Consider the following 18341-nt stretch of genomic DNA (forward strand, 5'->3'; position numbering starts at 1 on the left):
CAGTGATGTTGCAGATGTTTTTGCAGTTCACAGAGCTACCGTTTGGAGGAATATACGGAAACTTGAAATTGCCAATCTGATCCAGACACAACGGACATGTGAAGGGGTCAAAATCGAAAAGGTGGGTGAGTGGCGGCAGGATGCTTCTCAGGTCAAAGTAGTCCCACGGAAAGCACGCAATAGTAATGTTGCATTAAAGACAACTCTAAGAGAAAAGAAGAGGGTTCGGGGCTTGAAAAAGAAGGAGGGCAGAGGAAACGCCAATAAGGAGCAGTTCGTTGCTGATGTTGCAGCGGGAATGGAAAGCGATGTTGCATTTGTCCCCAGCTGCAATTGCATGGATAAAGCAGGTAATGTTGCATTCCAAGAACCGGCAGCCGCTAATGGAGTATATATAAAAAAGTATATATTACCCCAGTTGGTTACGCGCGCGTGTGTGAATCCTGCAACATTGGTCAATCAGCAGGCGGGGACCACGGCTCTAAAACCAATTGATTGTGACAAGGGGGAAATCACTGCGATCTCTCTCGCGAGTGTATTGATTTTGCCTACGAGAGTTTCCACTGATCAAGTACGAGCTGCTGCAACATGGATACGAGAATGGATAGACCTCCCGGTATATCTCCGTCATCTTGGGATTACGGTTCAAAGAGAAAACCGATCGGGTGAACATCCTTGCTTGTGCCCGCTCCATGGGGATACCGAACCAAGTATGTATGCCAACAGGGAAAAAGGCATCTGGTACTGCCATGCCTGCTCCATTTCTGGCGATGCTGCGGAAATGGTTCGACACATGTACGGAATGCGCTTTGGAGACTCGGTACGGAAGGTGCTAAAGGACGTCCGTCAGCTATTGCTGAAAGGTGATACCCGAGTGCTTTTAGCAAAACCAGGGGAGGCTTATCGCGCTTGGCTTGATTGGGGGAAATCCAGACGAGTCCGTGGTCAAACTTCACGCAAGCAGGAGAAGGCCACTGTTTCAAACAGGCTCCTTAAGATGCAACGACGGAAACAGGCCCATCAGTACGCTTTCGATCTTTGTCTTTCTCAGGTTGCCCAGAACTATCTAAGAGAAAGGGGATTGGATGCTAATACCATCCGAACGTATGGCATTGGATGGGATCAGAAGACCAACAGTATCGTATTCTCCAACCGAGACGCAGTAACAGGGGATGTGCTTGGGTTTACGTACAAATCCATTGCACCCACTTCCAAAAAACGATACCGCAATACGCCTGACGACAGCCTCTTTCAAAAAGGGGCTGTTTTGTTTGGCCTTTATGAAGTGTTGAAAGAGGCAAAACGCAGCAAGACACTTTACTTGGTAGAGGGGGGATTTGATGCAATCTTAATGCGCCAAGAGCTTCGGGTACCAGCTGCGGCCATGCAAGCTTCACATCTATCAATCGAACAAGCGTGCCTGATAGAACGGGTTGTTGGAAAAGATGTGAAGATTTACGTTGTCCGAGATAATGACGAGGCGGGCGGAAAAGGAGTTGAACTGACCAAAAAGACGCTACAAAGTAAGGGGTTCGAATTCAAAGTGTTGAGGCCGAAGGACGTTTTTAAAGATATTGCAGAACAACTTCAAACCGAAAAACAAGAGAGGATGAGGAACATGGACGAAATCAATCACATGAAAGTTTTGCTGGGAAAACTCCCACTATCGGTTGCTGTTCAGCAGGTAAATCGATCCCTCGAAAATATTGAGCCGAGCGTATTATCTGCAGACGAGCAACTGGAATATCATCTGCTGAACAGAGTAACAGAACACTTGGAAGCAGCTTTGTATGATCTTAGCTATTTGAACAAGAAGGTTACCGCTCAGGGACGTTTGTACAAAAACAGCAGCGGCAGATATGCCATCAATGAGGATCATTACTTCACCTGCGGAGAGACCATCGAAATATTGGTGAACGAAGAAGAGGACGGTGGATATTGGGTACGAACCAGGATTGAACATAATGGGGAAGACTATTACGCGGTAGATCGGCCAAAGATCAGTCTCCAAGGTACGATGGCGAGAGTTCGATATCGGCAAGGATGAAAAAAAGGATGGTGCAGACAAGATGTATACAGGTTGCTTTGACATTACCCGAAACAAGAAGAATTTGTATGCTATTGCGTGGTTAATTTCTCCAGAAGGAGAAAGGGTGTGGCAATTTCAAGAGCGTGTTGAAGGACTTGATCGGAACGAGGCGTACTATCATGCGCTCCAGGTGTTGCTTGAAGAAATACTCGCCCGTGGCATTACAGCGGTAAAGTTACTCGGTACAAATTCCCTTGTCATGAAACAGGCAAGTGGCCAATGGCAGGCCAAAAAAGCACGTCTGTTCAACTATTGTGTAAAGGTAAGAAGCATGCTTGCAAATCTTCAACATTTTCGGTTTGAGCGGTTGGACCGAGAGCAACAGGAAGAGGAACAGGGGATGTCATTCGATTCTGTTACTCGTGTAGGAGGGGAAAATGAGGTGGAACAACTTGTCATGGTGAGTTTCTGGTAACTTGGTACTTGAAAACATTCCCATGATGATTTATGCTATGTATTGACAATATGAAAGTGCTTAAATTATACGCACATTCCGAATCGCTTGGAAAAGCGATATTTTTATTCCTTTCGTCGCTTAAAATACCCATTTTTGTATGATGATTGGGGGTTTTGTGGTTGAAATTAATACCCGTTACCTTACGTGACTTTCCGTATCTACAGCCGGTGGAGTGGACGTTCAAGAAAAAGGGGTATCAAGGAAAGGTTACATTTCGCCGTGATACCCAAGCTTACGTTTTTGAGATTGAATCTCCAAAAAAGTATCGTTCATTGGATGACGGAAAGGAATTCACATCACTTGAGGAAGCAAGAAAAGCGGCAGAATCCAAAATTGACATGTTCGATACCGTATTTGGTCGGTTACTAGCATTGAAGTAAGAGGCCCTGTTGCAAAGGGCTTTTTGTTTTGGGCACGTTTTGTGAAAGGAGGATTAAATTGGTTGGGAGTTCTGTTTGAAATCAACAACCATGTGCAACGATTGCTTTCGGAGCGAGCCAAGTTGAAACGAGAGTTGCGTACATGTCCTCCCGAACGAGTGGCGATTATACGAGAAAAGTTAGATGACATCAATAAACAGTTACTCAACCTGAAGGAGAGCCTTCCATGCTAGGACGCACACATATGACTGTTGCGGTTGCTGCGTACTGTACGTACAATCTACCGCGTCAATGGGATGAATTGCCGCTGTGGGCCATGGGACTGGGAACAGCGATTTTTTCGTCGTTACTACCTGATATAACGGAGCCAAGAAGTCGAATGGGTGGGATGTTGATGCCCTTCATTCCTTCCTGGCTCCGTCCTATTGTGTTTTTGGTTTTAGGAGGGATGCTGGTCTATTACGGATGGGTGAATCGAGAACCGTTATTCATGGCTATTGGGGTTGTTCTGCTTTTGCTGGTACTTGTAAAAAACCGGGAAAGCCCTACACATGGCTTTGTGGGAATCGGAGTCGTTGTCGCATTTGCTTGGTTGTATCAACCTAACTTGTGGATTCCGGCCCTGATTGGGTACGGTTCTCATCTCGCCTTGGATTTCATATCTGAAAAGATTGCACTGTTTTCTCCGTTGAGCTCAAGGCGCTTCGGAGTAACGCTTTTTCAAACAGGTTCAACCGCTGAACGGCTGCTTGTCCAATGGGGGGCCACTGTCTACACAGCGTGGATTATTATACAGTCATATCTCCCTGGTTAGGAGCGCTACATTTTGAATGCCCTGGTATCCAAACGGTACCGGGCTTTTTCTATTAGTGAGAGGCTTAGCAATACATGCTTGAAGGGAGGGAGGAATTTTGCGCAGCTAGCCTCGAGATTTTCCCAATTGCTGAAAAAGGAAAGGTGAATTAGCATGAGCTGGACTGTCAAATCAGTCAAGATCCTGATGCTTGTTGCCATTTTGTTCTCGTCACTGTTAGTCCCGATTACTCAGTCCCAAGTGGCGTATGCAAATGTAAACAGCAAGCCAAATTTTGACCCATTTGGACTTGCCGAAGGAAATCCCGAAAATGATTTTAGCCAGTTGATCAACAAAATCTTCAACTGGGTGATTGGGATATCATTGTCTGCATCCGTCATTTCCGGTGCATTGCTGGGGTTTTTTCTAAATTTCATTGCCTTCGGGCAAAACGCCAGACAGACGGCCAAAACATGGGGGTTTGGCATTATCATTGGACTGCTGTTGATTGCAAGCCTGGTTACGTTAGCCAAGGTGATCTACAACATGCTTTTGACATAATAAGGATGGTGTGAGTCATGCGTGCCCGAGTACCGAAAGGGATAAAGAATGACATCCCCCTCTTTGTCTTGTCTAACACACAATGGATCATTTGCATTGTTTCATTTACCGGGCTGCTTGTCTCCGTTTCCATTGGTTTGTACGAGATTGTCCCCTTGTTTCCTATTGCAGGGGGCTATCTCATGTTTCGAAAAATCAATGGGGAATCTCCATGGATCGTGTGGTGGCGACGGTTTTTGTTCCGGTTGAGACCGAAAAGAGTGACCCGAAGGGAAAGGAGAGGATACATTGGACTCCAGAAAGAGCATTAGTTGGCCGGAGTATCTGGAACTGGAAGATGTCCTGGATGGACTTGTAATCTTATCAAACGGCCGCTATCGGAAGTATTTAGAGATTTTTCCCATTCCGTTGACCCACTGTTCGGAAAAAGAGATGCGGAATGTGTACTTTGGCTGGCAGGACTTTTTGCGGACGTTGGAGATTGAAATTGCTTTGTACATTCAAAGCCGTCAGGTCGATCTCGAAGAAGTCATGAAAAGACAAAAAGAAAATCGGTTCAACTTTATCCGTACCTATAACGCTTCCGGTTCAACAACGGAGGCGTTTTTGATGGAGCAAGAACACTTCAATCGGGAGTTGCTGGCATCGAGAAACCTGCCGGTTCGCCGAAACTTTCTTGTGTTTCCTTTAGATGACCCAACCCGCTCTCCGGAAAAAGCCAATGACTTTCTCAGTGATCGCATCGAGGAGTCTTTGGGGCGTATCCAACGGTTTGTACGGCGATACAAACGTCTGGAGACACCGGAAGTTTACGACATTCTGCATGCTTGGTGCAATAAAAAACAGTCCAAGTACATCTCGGGTGTTGATCTCTATGAAAAGGGGTTTGACAGCTTGTTTGTGAGAGGGGTGCCCGCGTTTGCTTAACCTGAAAACAAAAGTCAAGTTCACTTGGTTGGCCAAGAAGGAGAAGGATGATGAATATCGTCCGATCCACGATTTTATTGAAGTGTTGGCTCCAAACTTTGCTGATCTCTCACCTGCTACGTACATTCAGGTAGGAGAGAGGTATATCCAATCGTTTTTTGTAGACGGGTGGCCGTCTGAAATTGACTTTGGATATCTGCACCCACTTGTGAGTTTCCCTGGGGATATTGATTTCATCCAATATATCGCCCCTGTTGACAAAGACAGGATTTTGTCCTGGCTAACGACCCGTATTGAGGGAATCGAATCCAAACTTATTGATCGTGCCAAACAAGCGTCCAGCCGTGGTGTGCTGTCCAAACAAGAGGAACTGGCCATGCTCCAGCAATTACGTTCTGATATTGATAACAATCGAGATCGCATAATCTACTTCGATAACTTTATCATTCTGGCTGCCACAAGCCAGGAAGAGCTAGAAAAAAAGGCAGACCGCCTCATGTCAAAGTTCGGCGGGACCAAGGACTGCCTGAAGCCAGCAGACCATGAGCATGACCTGATGTTCAAAGCGGTCAGTCCTCTGGCCATCAAGCGAAAAGAAGCGTGGAAGGAGATGAATTTGGCTGCGGGAACCAACCTGTATCCCTTTACCGTATCGGATTGGCCGCATGAGGATGGCCCGATATTGGGATTAAACTACGACGTTGGTTCTCCGGTCCTTTTCGATGGTTTCAATAAACAGCACGTCAACAATTTTGGTATCTCCCTTATTGGTGTTTCGGGTACCGGAAAAACCGCTATGCTTCAAAAGATCATTACAGGAGAGGTTCCTTTCGGCGTTTACCATGCGGTGATCGATCAGGAAGGAGACCTGAAAAGAACCATTGAAACCTTGGGAGGTATCTATCTGCCGATCAGCCGTTACTCCGATTTACGGTTCAACCCAGCAGACATCGAAGTAGAACACCACAAGGAACGCGGCTTCATTGTAGACCTGCAGGGGAAGGTCGAAGATATGGTCAACCTGTCAGCTGCAATGGCGGGTCTGACGGATAGTGCCGATCATAAAGTGATCGCAGCATATATGGATCGGGCGTGGCGCAGGGCTTATGAAAAGTGTGGGATTACGGAAGATCCACGCAGTTTGTATCATGACGCATATTTTGATCCTCAGAATAACCAATTCGTCACAAAGCAAAAAAAGAAACCGCCGCAATTTGGGAACTTTTATCATGAGTTTTGTTTGCTGGCGGAAGGGATCAGCGAGTTGCAAGGTACCGTATTAACCCTTGAACGATTCACGGATAAGGGAACCCTTGGGATTTTTGATTGTCAAACCAATGTGGAACTTGGAAAGGCACCTTGTGCAGGATTTGGTTTGAGGGATCTTCACAATTCGGAATTATTACCGATTGCCAACATTGTGGTTCTTTCTTATCTGGAGAACCGCTTTTTGAAAAAGCGCGATTTGGATGATGGCTCTTTGTTCCGCGTTGATGCGGACGAGTGCCAGGAACTGTTCAAAAACCTGTATTCGGCCAAGGCGTTGGAAACCTATTTCCGGCGGTTCCGCAAGAGAAAGGGAGGGCCGATTGCGGCAACTCAGAACTTCCAAAAGTTTTATGAGAATGAGCACGGCAGGGCAGTCATACAGAACAGCGACACGAAAATTATCTTTGCTCAACACGAAGGCGATCTGCAGAGATGTGCCGAGCTGTTCAAACTAACCGAAGGGGAACTGGAATTTTTGGGAATGGGATTAGCTCACCACGCGATCATCAAGCAGCCAAAATACAGTGTGCGTGTGGTGACGCAGTTCTCTCCTTGGGAACAGGAGATTTTCTTCCCAGAGCATGGGGGGTGAGCAAACATTGTGGAGACGAGTCGTAATCCTTACTGTGGCCATTGTCATGCTTACCGGTGTTGGCCTGACGACATTTGGTGTGTATAAAGCAGACGCCGGTAAAGGTGGAGCTGTAGGGAGCTGGATCGGAAATCTTTTCAAAGACGGTTGGTTTGGAAAAATTTCAGATAAGGCAACGAAAGTGGGGGAAAAAGCGAAGAAAGTTTATGACAAGGCAAAATGGGGAGCGATCCTCACCGGTATTGGTGTTTCAGCGTATGATATTGCCTTTAATGACGCCAACTTCCTGGGGAGTAGTGTAGGTTTCGTGGTTCAGAAGGTAGCCGCATGGCTCGAACTCTTGATTCCGCCGCCGGAGCGGCAAATCTTTAACTTTGAAATTGTGAAGAGCGAAGACGGTACGGAAGAGGTGCGATTTAAGGACAAAGACCGTTTTGCCTACTATCGCTTTGATGAAAGTACATGGCAGATCATTAAGTACATCTACTACTACATGATGGGAATCTTTTGGGCAGGAGCTGTCATTATCGTAGGGTATCAGGCAAATTACCTGATGTTTCCGAGCGGTGTTCAGGATCGCATTACTGCCCGAAGCATTATCTCCACCATGGTTCTTTCAGCGTTGGCAATCCTGTTTATCCCCTTTCTTGTCGGGATCTATTCCGATATTGCCATGCTATTTGTCGCCCTGTTCGCCAATTTGGTCGATCCGGAAATTGTCGTGCAGGGGTTATTGAATTACAGCATTGAGGACAAGTTGACGGAAGCATTGCTGAAATTGATCTCTCTGGCTCAGCACGGGATGATCTTTTTTATTTACTTCATGCAGAAGATTGTCATCATGGGGTTATTGGTGCTGTTTCCGATCATTGCGATGCTGCAAAATTTTCCCTCCAAGCGTCACCTGTTTGGATTGTGGAATCGGGAAATGCTGACCAACCTGTTCACGCAGCCGGTTCATGCCTTGCTCTACTGTTTTGCCTTCAATCTCATGCAGGATGCCCCTGATGTGGAGAAGATTGCCTATTCAGTCGTATTATTGCTTGCGATTATTCCAGCTGGGGCTTTTGTGCGGGAAGTATTTCAAGGTAGTGGATTTGCTCAAGAGGGAGCAGGGTGGATGCGGAAGATGGCCTATCTGACTCTTTCGGGTCTTGGAATTGCGGGTGTCATGAACACAGGGAAGTTAGCCATGCAAAGCTTTCACGGGATGCGTGACGCTTATCAACAAAGCGGCTTGGCTCAACCCGGCGAAAGTCTAAGGCAGTCCATTGGAAATACCCTGCGGCGTGGATTCCAGTTTAGTGCAGGCGCTTTTGGAGGATTAGCGGGAATGGCATTGGCCGGTGCGCCCGGTATGTTAGCAGGAACGAAAGTGGGTACCAGACTGTCCGGATATGCAGCCAACCAAATCACCGCGGCAGCGTCGTCACCGGAAGTACGAAAGGGTCTCCACAGCGTAGCATCTCGGCTTCCGTTTTTGGACCGTGATTATCATCGCCAAAAGGCAGCAGCCTACCAACAGATGATGGAATTACCACAGAAGTGGGCAGAAGCCCGTCAGCGTGAAGAGGAAGCAGCATTTGCTCTCCGTCAGGTTGACAGCCAGATTAGCCCGGTTTTTGCAGCGAAGCAGGATCACCTGCAGGCCAAACGTAACCTTGATGCTTTGTATCAACAAATGGAGCCGGAAGAACGCGTAAAAGCAAGAAACCTGTTGCAGCAGCATGAAGGGGCGTATCATCGTTCACGGACGCAGCTGATTCATGCCAACCAGACGGTTCAGGATGCCAAGCAAACGTACGAAAGGGCGTTGGCAGATTACCAAGCCATCAAACCAAATACACCGGAAAAGAACATGGCCCGCCAGCAGGTGGAACAAGCCTACAAGCAGTTACAGCAAACGAAACAGGCTGTAAATCCCGTTTATCGAAGCGAAGATGTTCAATCAATCATGAAAGCAGGTTATCGCCCTGGTTCTTCCCTTGCTCAATATTGGGAAGCAGGCTATCAGGTGAATCAGGCTGCACAGAGAGTACAGCGAGCAGAATCTCATGCAGGTGCTCGATACGAGGAGTTGGAACGAACCTATCAAGGAGCAGCGGAAAACTATCAACAAGCGTTGGCTGGAAGGATGAACGCGGAGGGGCAGAAAATGCATCTTGAAAAAGTTACCGGGAAGGTGATTCCTTTACCCTCTTCTGGTCCATCCGTTCCTGTGAGGAAGTACCGCATTGAACCGGTATTTACGCCAGCGCCGCAGCAAACAGCTCTCCGGCCCGTATCTCAAGGGAAAAGTTCACTCCAACATTCATCGGGGGAGGCATTTCGGCAGCCCTATCGACAAACGTCTGTGAACGTTGAACCCGCATGGTTCGCTGATCCGGTTACCGAAAAACAAGCGTACACACTAGAAAAATTGGGGGTTCCAGCAAGCACAGTAAAGAACAAGGGGGAGGCACACTTGATTATCAGCAGTTTCAGAAAAGGTGAAGAGGGATTGGAACTCCAAAGGAGATTCCGTAAAGAATGATGGAACGGTTGAAAAAGGTGGGCGCGCTCATGGCCCGCCTTCTTTTTCGTTATGTCAAACGAATGGTGTTCTCTCTCATTTTGAGCATGATACCACTGCTTTTTATTGTGCTTCTCGTGATGTTAACCCTAGACTCGATGTTCAATCTCACGGGGGGAATGCTGAACTTTACCGGAAGAGATGATTTTGATCCGAAAATCGGTCTGGAAATCAAAGCGGCGTATGAGCAGAAAGCAGCTACATGGAAAGAAGGATTGACAGAAGAGGAAATTGACCAGGTCTTCCAGCATGATCATCAACTTTCATGGGGCATCATGGCTGCTATCGACAAACTAGCCTACAACTTCGACGATCTATCCCAAATGGAAAAGTATCTGAACCAAACCTACGAGCTGGTCAAGCCGGAGTTTCGCTTCCGAATCGCTTGTGATGGCAAAACCCTTCTTGATTTTGCTCATACCTACATCGGGACCTATCAGTATCATTACCAACCCGTTTATGAGCAGCATTCGGACGGCACCCGAACATGTCGTGAGGAGTTAACACGCGTAGACACGAACTTCACGTATGAAAAGTTGAAACAGGCGCTTCGACACTATGGCTTGGAGGATAACCAGAATATCGACATCGTTATTTTCCAAGCCTATGGATTTGATCGGGATCTGAAAGATCCCCGCGTGAAATACCTGTTTCCTCCGGAAATGCAACAAGTGATTGCCCGATCGCCAATTGGTTCTGCCCCCAGAAATGAGATGGGAGAAATCGACTTGTATGCTCTCCTGCCGGAACGAACGCCAAAAGAATTTATTGAATCCATGATTGCAAAAGTTCAGGTCTACGACAATTCGTGGCGTATCAATAAAGGCAGGACACCGCTTGGTACACTGCCACGAAGAGGAAGTGATACACGGTTCGGAACGATTGCGGTTGCCGAAGATAACCCATACGGTCTTCAACTCGGCATGAAAGTGTATATTCCGAGGTACGGCTACGCGATTGTGGAAGAATACTCAGAAAACATCAATGATGACATTCTAGCGGATCGTTTTGTCGATGAGGTAGCCAAGTTTTTATTTATATCCTATGATCTCCTCACTTCCTGGATAGACGACATCACCAATCGAACCAAGAAAGAGGAAGTCGTTTACCTTTTCATGGGTGGAGAAGATACAGTCGAGGAGAAGTTGGTCAAAGCTCAAGTTGCCCTAGGTAGTGGATTCACGTATTACTACCAATCAATCCCCATCTACATTCTCGACCCTGGCTTTCAAATTGAGCCGCCAAACTATGAAGTGAGGGGAAAAACATTTTGGGATGGCAGTACATGGCCCATTACCAGCTGTTTTTGTTACCGAGAACTATTTGGCAAGCGAGAGTTTCACGATGGGGTTGACTGGGGAGTACCCGAACAAATTCCAGTTTTGGCGATTAACTCAGGGATCGTGCAGGTTGCGAAAAGTTCGGACTCGGCCGGAAATTACGTTGCGTTAAAACTGGATACACAAGTTCATGAAAAGAATCGTATACAGGACATTGTTGTACGGTATCTGCACCTAAGTAAGTTCGTGGTTTCTTCCGGTCAGAGAGTCCGGCAGGGAGAATTGATTGGGTATGTTGGCAGTACGGGGAGAAGTACCGGCGCCCACCTTCACATGGATGTCACCATTGGAGGGAAACGGCGGGACCCACTCAAGTGGATCGACTTTTTAAAAGCAGACGGTCTTCTGGATGTTTACGGGGAGCAACCTGATTTTGAAGGAGGCGATATTTTAAATCCTGATGATGAATAGAGAAAACGGGTCGGTATTCTAAACGCCCGAGCGAGATGCCTTTCATTTTGGAAGACAAAAACGTCGGGTCTGGATCATCAAACATTAGGAGGGACATATGAAAAAGTGGGGATGGTTTCTCATGATTGTTTGGTTGCTGTTTAGCTCGGTCGCATACGCCGAGCAAGGACAGCAGCCCCAAAACGACGTCGCTAATCATATTTTATCTGGATTGGAGGAAAGTCAAAAAGGGACGTTTATCATTAAGGAGTCGTCCTCCTTGGAAAACGATGCGTTCCTGGATTGGTTGGAGAAAAAAACGGAAGTCATTCTGTCATGGTTAACAGAACTATCTCTGTTACTATCGGTTAAATTTCTCTTGATGGTAGGACCGTTTCTCGTTTTGGGATCGGTGCTGCTGTTTTTTTTAGGACTAAAAAAAATACTGGCATGGATTTGGTCCTTTCTTTTCTTTGTCGCACTAGGATTGTTTTTAACAATCCATGGCGTCCCATTATTACGCAAATTCATTGAATTCCTCCAGTGAGGTGATGGTCTTGAAAATTGTTTTTGCCACAGGGGATGAAGCGCTGGAAGATTATGTGAGCAAAAAGGATGGCATTTTGGAAGTCGGCAGGGCATTGTATGCGGAACAGCTTGTCACCATGGTTCCTTCATTGAAACCAGACGTTGTATTGTTCTCGGAAACCATTCCGACTTCCCGTTTTGATCAGAATGCGGGACATGTGGGGGCGGAAGCAAACATTCTCAAAATAATGGAGTCAATTGTCGAGGAAGGGATTCGTGTTGTCATGATCCTCAATGAACGCCCGCCAGGTCATCCCTTTTTGGCAAGGCTGATTGGATTGGGAATCTACGATTTGATCATGGGGGATACCATCAAGGTGGATCAGGTGATTGCCGCTCTTCACTATCCTGGTACTCGTAAACAGGTGAAACACCTTCTTCGTCAGGAAGAGGAGCTTACATCGGAGGATACCTACCGAGCAAAAGAAATTAAGCTGGTAGCGACTGAAGAGAAAAATCAGGAAGGTTCTCAACGTCCGATAAACCAACGGGTATTCCGATTTTCCAAGTCTGTGACGGACGTTAGAGAAAAGCTGCGAGAGAAATGGGAAGCGCACGGGAAAGAAAACAAAACCGCTCCCGAAAGATCAGCGATGGCCGAGAAATCAGCTGTAGAGGCTCGTAAGAAAGAACCAGAAGCGACTCCGGAGAAAATCATTGTGCTGTATTCACCTGAATCGACTGGAAAAACATATGTCGGCGTGAATACGGCTATAGCTGCAGCCAAACGATTACGTGTTCCCGTTCTATACAAGGATTGTACGCCGACATGCAAGACGAAACTGTGGTTTAACGCGCCAACGTTTCCGTTTACGCTATCCGACATCCCCCTTACGGTTGCAGGTAGGGATGCTAAGCCTTCTGCCAAGATTGGCGTACTGATTGTGGAAGCAGCAAAAAAGGATGATATCCCACCAGGGGCTGTTGTGTATGTAATCGTAGATTCAGATTACGCCCGGCAGGTGATCATCAGCAAGGCGCTGGATGGAATTCAACCCGCCGGAGTGATATGGAATATGGCACATGATGGGGCTTGTCACCCTCAAGAACTGATTCCTCTCCTCCTTGCGTTGGCGCTTCCGTATGACCATGAAGCCCATCTGGACATTGCGAACGGCATCCCCCGAGCGTTTTCAGATGAGAGGCTATGCGATCAATTGGTCAAGATCGTTCAAATGGACCCACTCCATCAGTACATGAGAAGTGGTATCGGATGAGGATGCACGAGATGCGTGTATGGCAGAAACGGGATTATCGGTTGTTCAATGGGATGATGGCAATCGCTGTCATCTGTTTTTTAACCCACTACTATATAGGGATGTTACTTTTGTGCCTGGCTGCAACTCTGTATGTGGGAGCCGTTGTTCTAGTTTTTTTCGGTGTCGCCAAACGGCAGGCGATCAAGAAGGAATACTATCGTGAAGCCAAGCAAATGGGCCTGGAGAGAACATTTGTGATCCCCTACAACGAGTCCGACGACGAAATTTGGTTTGAAATTCACTTGATAGAACCAGGTGAAAAGCGAAGAAGTACACCTGTTCGGGTATTGAGACAGTACACCCGTGATTTGCAGCGGTTGTACAACTTCGCTAAAACGTATCCGAAAAAGAGGGTGGTTTTCGTCGGAACCACCCATCAAACGTTGACGATTGCAGCCATGAAGGAAGCCAAACGGCTAGGTCTTGCTTATGAAGTAGCGCCCATCATACTTGACCAATCAGCTCCGATGACAAAAAGAGAGTGGAGAGGTGTACTACGGAAGATGTATGGCGACGAACAAAACATACGAGCCCCGGCGAAAGGGGAGTGGCGCACACTCATTGTTCGTGTGGAAAATCCTTGATGACTGAAAAAACGAAAGGAAGATGATTATGCTCGCTACTCAAACACAGCGTGTATTTTCTACAGTTCCCTTGAAAAATAAAGACGTAACGGTTGTTTCACCCGATCAGTTGCTGTCCCATGTGCAGGAAACTCCAAATGCCATCGTGTATCTTCTCTGGCCAGAGGATAAAGTTCTGCTCCCTCTTCTGCGGGATCATGCAACGGTGTATGTCCTTGGGAATTTTAAGAGCGAACAATACGTCGAAGAAATGAAGGATGCCATGCGGAATGGTGCCCACGACTTCCTGGATCGTACGGATCATGTTTCCACCGCTTCATATGATACAAACGATTCGGAAACGGAAACGAAGCCTGTTGAACACGTCATTCGCTTGGTACCCAGGACAAGACCATCTTCTTCGGTTCCCCGGAGCAAAGAACAGTCAAAGTTTTCGGAACCGATTGAACATGAAGAGCAGCAAAGGAAGGAAGAAAAACAAGAGTTCCATCCTCCGATTGACCAGCAACCTGAGACTGTATCCGTCAACTTCTCACGTCTGGATGAACTTCACATTCGGCCCATCGGGGGACGACAGATGTTTGTGGTTACCTCAACAAAGGGGGGGATCGGAAAAACAACCATCGCCATGAACGTGGCCCGGCTGTTGCATGATCATGCAAACGGTCGGGTCATTCTTGTTGACTTGATGCACCCACACGGCAACGTGACAACTAGAATGCGAATCAAGTCGGAAGTAAATGTGAAAACGTGGGAGCCGTACTTCGAGAACAACGCGCTTGTAACGGATCAAGTAATTCTCACCAAACTGGTGGTTAAGCACCCCAACGGCCTGTATGTACTGCCTGGTGTGAATGTAGGCCAATCTTGCTCTCCCGAGCTTGTCGGCTACATTTTGACCCATCTCACTCGGACATTTGACTACGTGGTGATTGATATCGGGCCAGAGCGGCAAGACCTTCTCAGTGTGGCAATGTCGATGGCGAACAGGACCCTGCTGGTCGTTGACTACGATTTGGCAACCATCAAGGATTCACAGGAATATCTGGATCTTTGGAGCAGACGGCAACTATCCTTGGAAAAAGTCAGTGTGTTGGTCAACTTTGAGCCGACGAAGAAAGACCGGAATACCCTGACGAGGGAAAAATGCAAAGCCTACCTCAACGGGTTGTCCATCATCGGGTTTCTGCCGGAGGCGGCCGGCATGCGGGCCATTCACAATGAGGGGAAGGTGCTGGTACAAGAAGATAAATCCCATCCCTTCTCTGTTGCCCTCATTGGAGTGATGGAAACTCTCGTATCTGGATTCTCGGTGAAAGAAAAACGCGGATTTTTTGCGAGACTGTTTGGAGGGAAATAATGATGAAAAAGTTGTTCGCAATTGTCGTGGCGCTTTCCTTAGTGGGAAGCGCCCACTCTTTTGCGTTCGCGGAAAAAAAGGCTACGGTATCCATTCCGGAAGGGACGAGCGCTTATAAAATCGTGGACAAGGAGGGGAATTTTGTAGATTTGGAGTTTACGTACAAAAAGGATGAAATAACGGTGGTGGTTACGGTTCCCAATACCGAAAACGATCCCCAAATTATAACGGTTCCTCTTGAAAATACTGAAAAAAGGGACGAAGACAGTGCTGACAGTACCGGCGGAGATCTGAAGAATGATTCGATATTCAGTGTACCCACGGATTCTGTAAACCATTGGGCGAGAAACGACATTTTGTTAATGACCCAACTCGGGTTACTGAAAGGTTATCCAGATGGAACGTTTAAGCCGGAAAAAACCATCACGAGAGCGGAATATGCTGCGCTCTTGGAGCGTGTGTTAAAAATGGCATCAACAGTTCCGAAGCCAGTGGAAACAACGGTCTTTTCTGATGTAAAACCAGATGATTGGTTTTTCGGGCCGGTTTCTTCTCTGGTAGTCCGTAAGAACATTAATCCGGAAGTATATTTGGAAGGGCATTTCTTCCCTAATGCTGCGATCCCGCGTGAAGAGATTGCCCTCTGGACAGCCGTAGATGTTCCTGAAATCTCTTCGCAAGATGTGAAGTTCAAGGACGAGAGTGCCATGAAGTATCCAGTTGACGTGAAGAAAGTGGCTGCTGCTGGGCTCTTAAAGGGCTTTCCGGATGGATCGTTTCGACCCAACGGTAACACCACTCGTGCAGAAGCCGCGACTATGATGGTTCGTTTTTTGAAGATGAAAGGAATTATTAATGAACAAAATGAGCGGAAGATGTAGAGAAGGGTAGTGAGACAATGAAAAAATGGATAAAGCAAGCTACGGCTGCAATTACCGCTGCAGTATTACTGTTCTCGTCTATGCCTCTGAAAACGGAAGCTGCAACGCAGACGATCAGTTTTCCTTCCAGCCCAAGTAGATCACAGTCAAAAACCATTACCATCCCTAACCTTAAGAGTGTTACCAGTATAAGCGTAGATACAGGGACAGTTTCATACACGGTCAATGGAAATAATGTAACCATTACCGTGAACAATGGGGCTCCGACTGGAAGCCACACACCGTCTAAGACGGTGACTGACTCATTGACGAATACAACTGGTTCGTTCCCTAGTAGCATCTCTTACAATTCAGGAGGGTACTCGGGAACACTTTATAAAAGCGGAAGTGTAACCCAAGTCCAAACAGGAGGGACTTATATTCCCGCGGACTCTTTTGTTGCGGAGGAAACGAGAAGCTTTTCAAGGAGCGGTGATCCGTGCAATTTACCTCCTTTTAATGCGCCAGATAATATCCCTTATAACTCGGGAGGCTACACGGGAACACTTAAATGGGTTGAGAAGACGAATTTCAATTATGTAAGATGTCCGGAAACTGATGGAATTGATACGTAAGCGTCAAATAGCCCACACCTTGTCGCCAAGATGTGGGCTGATCTATGCTGGAATCAAGATTTGAACAAACGGCAGGTCAAGGGTAGCGATGGAGACCAAGGGAGTAAACTGTCCAACGCTTCTGGATTTTTCGGATCGGGAAGCTGCGGGAGTTGTTCGAACAAGAGCATCAAGTACTTGAAGGGGTTCAACCCATTCTCTTTCGCTGTTTCAATCACACTATAGATGATCGCACTGGCCTTTGCACCGCGTGGCGTATTGGCGAACAGCCAGTTCTTTCTTCCGATCACAAAAGGCTTGATGGAGCGCTCACTGCGGTTGTTATCAATCTCCAGTCGCCCGTCCTTCAAGAACGCCGTCAGCTTGTCCCATTGATTCAAGCTGTAAGCAATCGCTTGTCCAAGCAGACTTTTCGGCAAGGTACGGGAGCGCTGCTGGCGCAGCCATGCCAAATAAGCATCCAGAACAGGGCGACTGCGCTCCATTCGGATGGCATAGCGTTCCTGGGGAGCGGCATCCTTGCATTCTCGCTCGATGGTAAAGAGCTGGTTGCAGAACTGGAGTCCCTCCCAGGCAGCTGTTTCGGTTTTGTCTTGCGAAGCAGGCAGCGCCTTCAGCGCCTCATCGAACTTGCGGCGCGCATGTGCCCAGCATCCGACCAACGTCACACCGGACACTTTGTGGTAGCCAGGGTAACCGTCCACGTGCAGGTAGCCATTGAATCCCGCCAGAAACTTTCGGGGATGTTCGCCGCCGCGCGTTGGCTGGTAATCGTATAGAACGATGGGTGGTCCCATGCGTCCGGTTCGGTACAACCACAGATAGGACTGTGCTTGCGCTGACTTGCCCGGTTCACACAGCACCTGCAATGTCGTTTCGTCGGCATGCGCGATGTCCTGGTTCAGCAGATGCTCGTGCATACGGTTTGTCAGTAGCGAAAGCCACTGCTCTGCGCCGAAGATCATCCAGTTGGCTAGTGTCTGCCGCGAGAGGGTGAGACCCAGACGAGCAAACTGTTGCTCCTGTCGGTATAGCGGCTGGCTGTCCACATATTTCTGGCTCATCACATACGCGAGGATCGAAGGGGAAGCCAAGCTTCCCGGATAAACGGGCTTTGGCATAGGAGCCGTCACGATGGGTGTGTGGATCTCCTCACGCTCGCAGTGACGGCACGCATACACCTGACGCACATGGCGCAGCACTTTCACTTCCGCCGGAATGACCGTGATTTCGTTTCGCGTCTCCGTACTCATCACATGAAGCGCACCGCCGCAGCACGCACAAACTTGTTCAGCCTCCGGCAACTCATACAGAATCGTTTCCACAGGAAACGATTCCAGCTTGGCCTCGCGGCTGCCAGCCGTCTTCTTGCGGCTGTATGTGACTGTCTCGATAGCTGGTTCCTGTGAGACAGGGGTCGCCAACACTTCCGCTTCGTTAAACAGCTGTAGTTCCAGTTGATCCGGATGCGTCTTCTCGCTTGAAGTGCCGAAGCGTTTCTGCTGGGCAAGTCGAAACTGCTCCTCATACCATTTCAACTTGGCTGTGAGCTCGGCAATTTGTGCATCCTGTTTGGCAATGATTGCGGCGTACTCTTCTGTTGGAGAGGTTTGCATTTCCGTTTGATTTTTCATATCTTACATATTCGCGGAAGAAGCAAGAATCCCTGCCGCCAAGGTTGCCGA

Annotated in this window: 16 protein-coding genes; 15 read left to right on the forward strand and 1 reads right to left on the reverse strand. The window is 47.7% G+C overall.

Annotation, left to right across the window (positions count from 1 at the left end; genetic code table 11):
* Positions 1 to 232: 232 nt before the first annotated feature.
* From NST96_RS03665 to NST96_RS03735, 15 genes are all read left to right on the forward strand, one after another.
* Positions 233 to 2047 carry a DUF5348 domain-containing protein gene (locus tag NST96_RS03665; protein ID WP_342405556.1) on the forward strand — a complete coding sequence of 605 codons (1815 nt, stop codon included), beginning with the start codon at positions 233 to 235 and terminating at the stop codon, positions 2045 to 2047.
* A 22-nt stretch (positions 2048 to 2069) separates the two neighbouring features.
* Entirely contained in the window at positions 2070 to 2504 is a 435-nt protein-coding gene (locus NST96_RS03670) for a reverse transcriptase-like protein (RefSeq protein WP_342405557.1), read from the forward strand.
* A gap of 161 nt (positions 2505 to 2665) precedes the next feature.
* Positions 2666 to 2926 (forward strand): hypothetical protein, encoded by a 261-nt coding sequence (locus NST96_RS03675; protein WP_342405558.1) that lies wholly within the window; start codon positions 2666 to 2668, stop codon positions 2924 to 2926.
* A 226-nt stretch (positions 2927 to 3152) separates the two neighbouring features.
* Positions 3153 to 3740 (forward strand): metal-dependent hydrolase, encoded by a 588-nt coding sequence (locus NST96_RS03680; protein WP_342405559.1) that lies wholly within the window; start codon positions 3153 to 3155, stop codon positions 3738 to 3740.
* Positions 3741 to 3893: 153 nt separating this feature from the next.
* A complete protein-coding gene (locus NST96_RS03685) occupies positions 3894 to 4280 on the forward strand; it encodes a hypothetical protein (RefSeq protein WP_122905006.1) in 387 nt (128 codons plus the stop codon).
* Positions 4281 to 4568: 288 nt separating this feature from the next.
* Positions 4569 to 5207 carry a hypothetical protein gene (locus tag NST96_RS03690; RefSeq protein WP_342405560.1) on the forward strand — a complete coding sequence of 213 codons (639 nt, stop codon included), beginning with the start codon at positions 4569 to 4571 and terminating at the stop codon, positions 5205 to 5207.
* On the forward strand, positions 5200 to 7068 hold the full coding sequence (locus NST96_RS03695) for a hypothetical protein (RefSeq protein ID WP_342405561.1): 1869 nt from the start codon (positions 5200 to 5202) through the stop codon (positions 7066 to 7068). The genes NST96_RS03690 and NST96_RS03695 overlap by 8 nt, the downstream gene beginning before the upstream one ends.
* 7 nt (positions 7069 to 7075) lie before the next feature.
* A complete protein-coding gene (locus NST96_RS03700) occupies positions 7076 to 9601 on the forward strand; it encodes a hypothetical protein (protein ID WP_342405562.1) in 2526 nt (841 codons plus the stop codon).
* The gene (locus NST96_RS03705) at positions 9598 to 11391 is read left to right on the forward strand and encodes a M23 family metallopeptidase (RefSeq protein ID WP_342405563.1); all 1794 of its coding nucleotides are present in this window, start codon (positions 9598 to 9600) and stop codon (positions 11389 to 11391) included. Before NST96_RS03700 ends, NST96_RS03705 begins: the two co-directional genes overlap by 4 nt.
* Positions 11392 to 11488: 97 nt before the next feature.
* Entirely contained in the window at positions 11489 to 11917 is a 429-nt protein-coding gene (locus NST96_RS03710; RefSeq protein ID WP_342405564.1) for a hypothetical protein, read from the forward strand.
* 10 nt (positions 11918 to 11927) lie between these two features.
* A complete protein-coding gene (locus tag NST96_RS03715; RefSeq protein WP_342405565.1) occupies positions 11928 to 13175 on the forward strand; it encodes a hypothetical protein in 1248 nt (415 codons plus the stop codon).
* Between the two features lie 11 nt (positions 13176 to 13186).
* On the forward strand, positions 13187 to 13801 hold the full coding sequence (locus NST96_RS03720) for a hypothetical protein (protein WP_342405566.1): 615 nt from the start codon (positions 13187 to 13189) through the stop codon (positions 13799 to 13801).
* 28 nt (positions 13802 to 13829) lie between these two features.
* The gene (locus NST96_RS03725; RefSeq protein WP_342405567.1) at positions 13830 to 15161 is read left to right on the forward strand and encodes an AAA family ATPase; all 1332 of its coding nucleotides are present in this window, start codon (positions 13830 to 13832) and stop codon (positions 15159 to 15161) included.
* Positions 15161 to 16042: an S-layer homology domain-containing protein gene (locus tag NST96_RS03730; RefSeq protein WP_342405568.1), complete on the forward strand. Its 882-nt coding sequence runs from the start codon at positions 15161 to 15163 to the stop codon at positions 16040 to 16042. The genes NST96_RS03725 and NST96_RS03730 overlap by 1 nt, the downstream gene beginning before the upstream one ends.
* A gap of 17 nt (positions 16043 to 16059) precedes the next feature.
* A complete protein-coding gene (locus tag NST96_RS03735) occupies positions 16060 to 16656 on the forward strand; it encodes a hypothetical protein (protein WP_342405569.1) in 597 nt (198 codons plus the stop codon).
* A gap of 53 nt (positions 16657 to 16709) precedes the next feature.
* On the opposite strand, the gene NST96_RS03740 is transcribed toward NST96_RS03735, so the two are convergent.
* Entirely contained in the window at positions 16710 to 18272 is a 1563-nt protein-coding gene (locus NST96_RS03740; protein ID WP_251245454.1) for an IS66 family transposase, read from the reverse strand.
* Positions 18273 to 18341: the final 69 nt, after the last annotated feature.

Source organism: Brevibacillus sp. FSL K6-2834 (assembly GCF_038592925.1).
GTDB lineage: Bacteria > Bacillota > Bacilli > Brevibacillales > Brevibacillaceae > Brevibacillus > Brevibacillus borstelensis.

Bases quoted from the DNA above. Each gene is read 5' to 3' on its own strand.
- NST96_RS03670 (WP_342405557.1), top strand. From the start codon at position 2,070: ATGTATACAGGTTGCTTTGACATTACCCGAAACAAGAAGAATTTGTAT.
- NST96_RS03680 (WP_342405559.1), top strand. From the start codon at position 3,153: ATGCTAGGACGCACACATATGACTGTTGCGGTTGCTGCGTACTGTACG.
- NST96_RS03685 (WP_122905006.1), top strand. From the start codon at position 3,894: ATGAGCTGGACTGTCAAATCAGTCAAGATCCTGATGCTTGTTGCCATT.
- NST96_RS03705 (WP_342405563.1), top strand. From the start codon at position 9,598: ATGATGGAACGGTTGAAAAAGGTGGGCGCGCTCATGGCCCGCCTTCTT.
- NST96_RS03710 (WP_342405564.1), top strand. From the start codon at position 11,489: ATGAAAAAGTGGGGATGGTTTCTCATGATTGTTTGGTTGCTGTTTAGC.
- NST96_RS03720 (WP_342405566.1), top strand. From the start codon at position 13,187: ATGCGTGTATGGCAGAAACGGGATTATCGGTTGTTCAATGGGATGATG.
- NST96_RS03725 (WP_342405567.1), top strand. From the start codon at position 13,830: ATGCTCGCTACTCAAACACAGCGTGTATTTTCTACAGTTCCCTTGAAA.
- NST96_RS03730 (WP_342405568.1), top strand. From the start codon at position 15,161: ATGATGAAAAAGTTGTTCGCAATTGTCGTGGCGCTTTCCTTAGTGGGA.
- NST96_RS03735 (WP_342405569.1), top strand. From the start codon at position 16,060: ATGAAAAAATGGATAAAGCAAGCTACGGCTGCAATTACCGCTGCAGTA.
- NST96_RS03740 (WP_251245454.1), bottom strand. From the start codon at position 18,272: ATGCAAACCTCTCCAACAGAAGAGTACGCCGCAATCATTGCCAAACAG.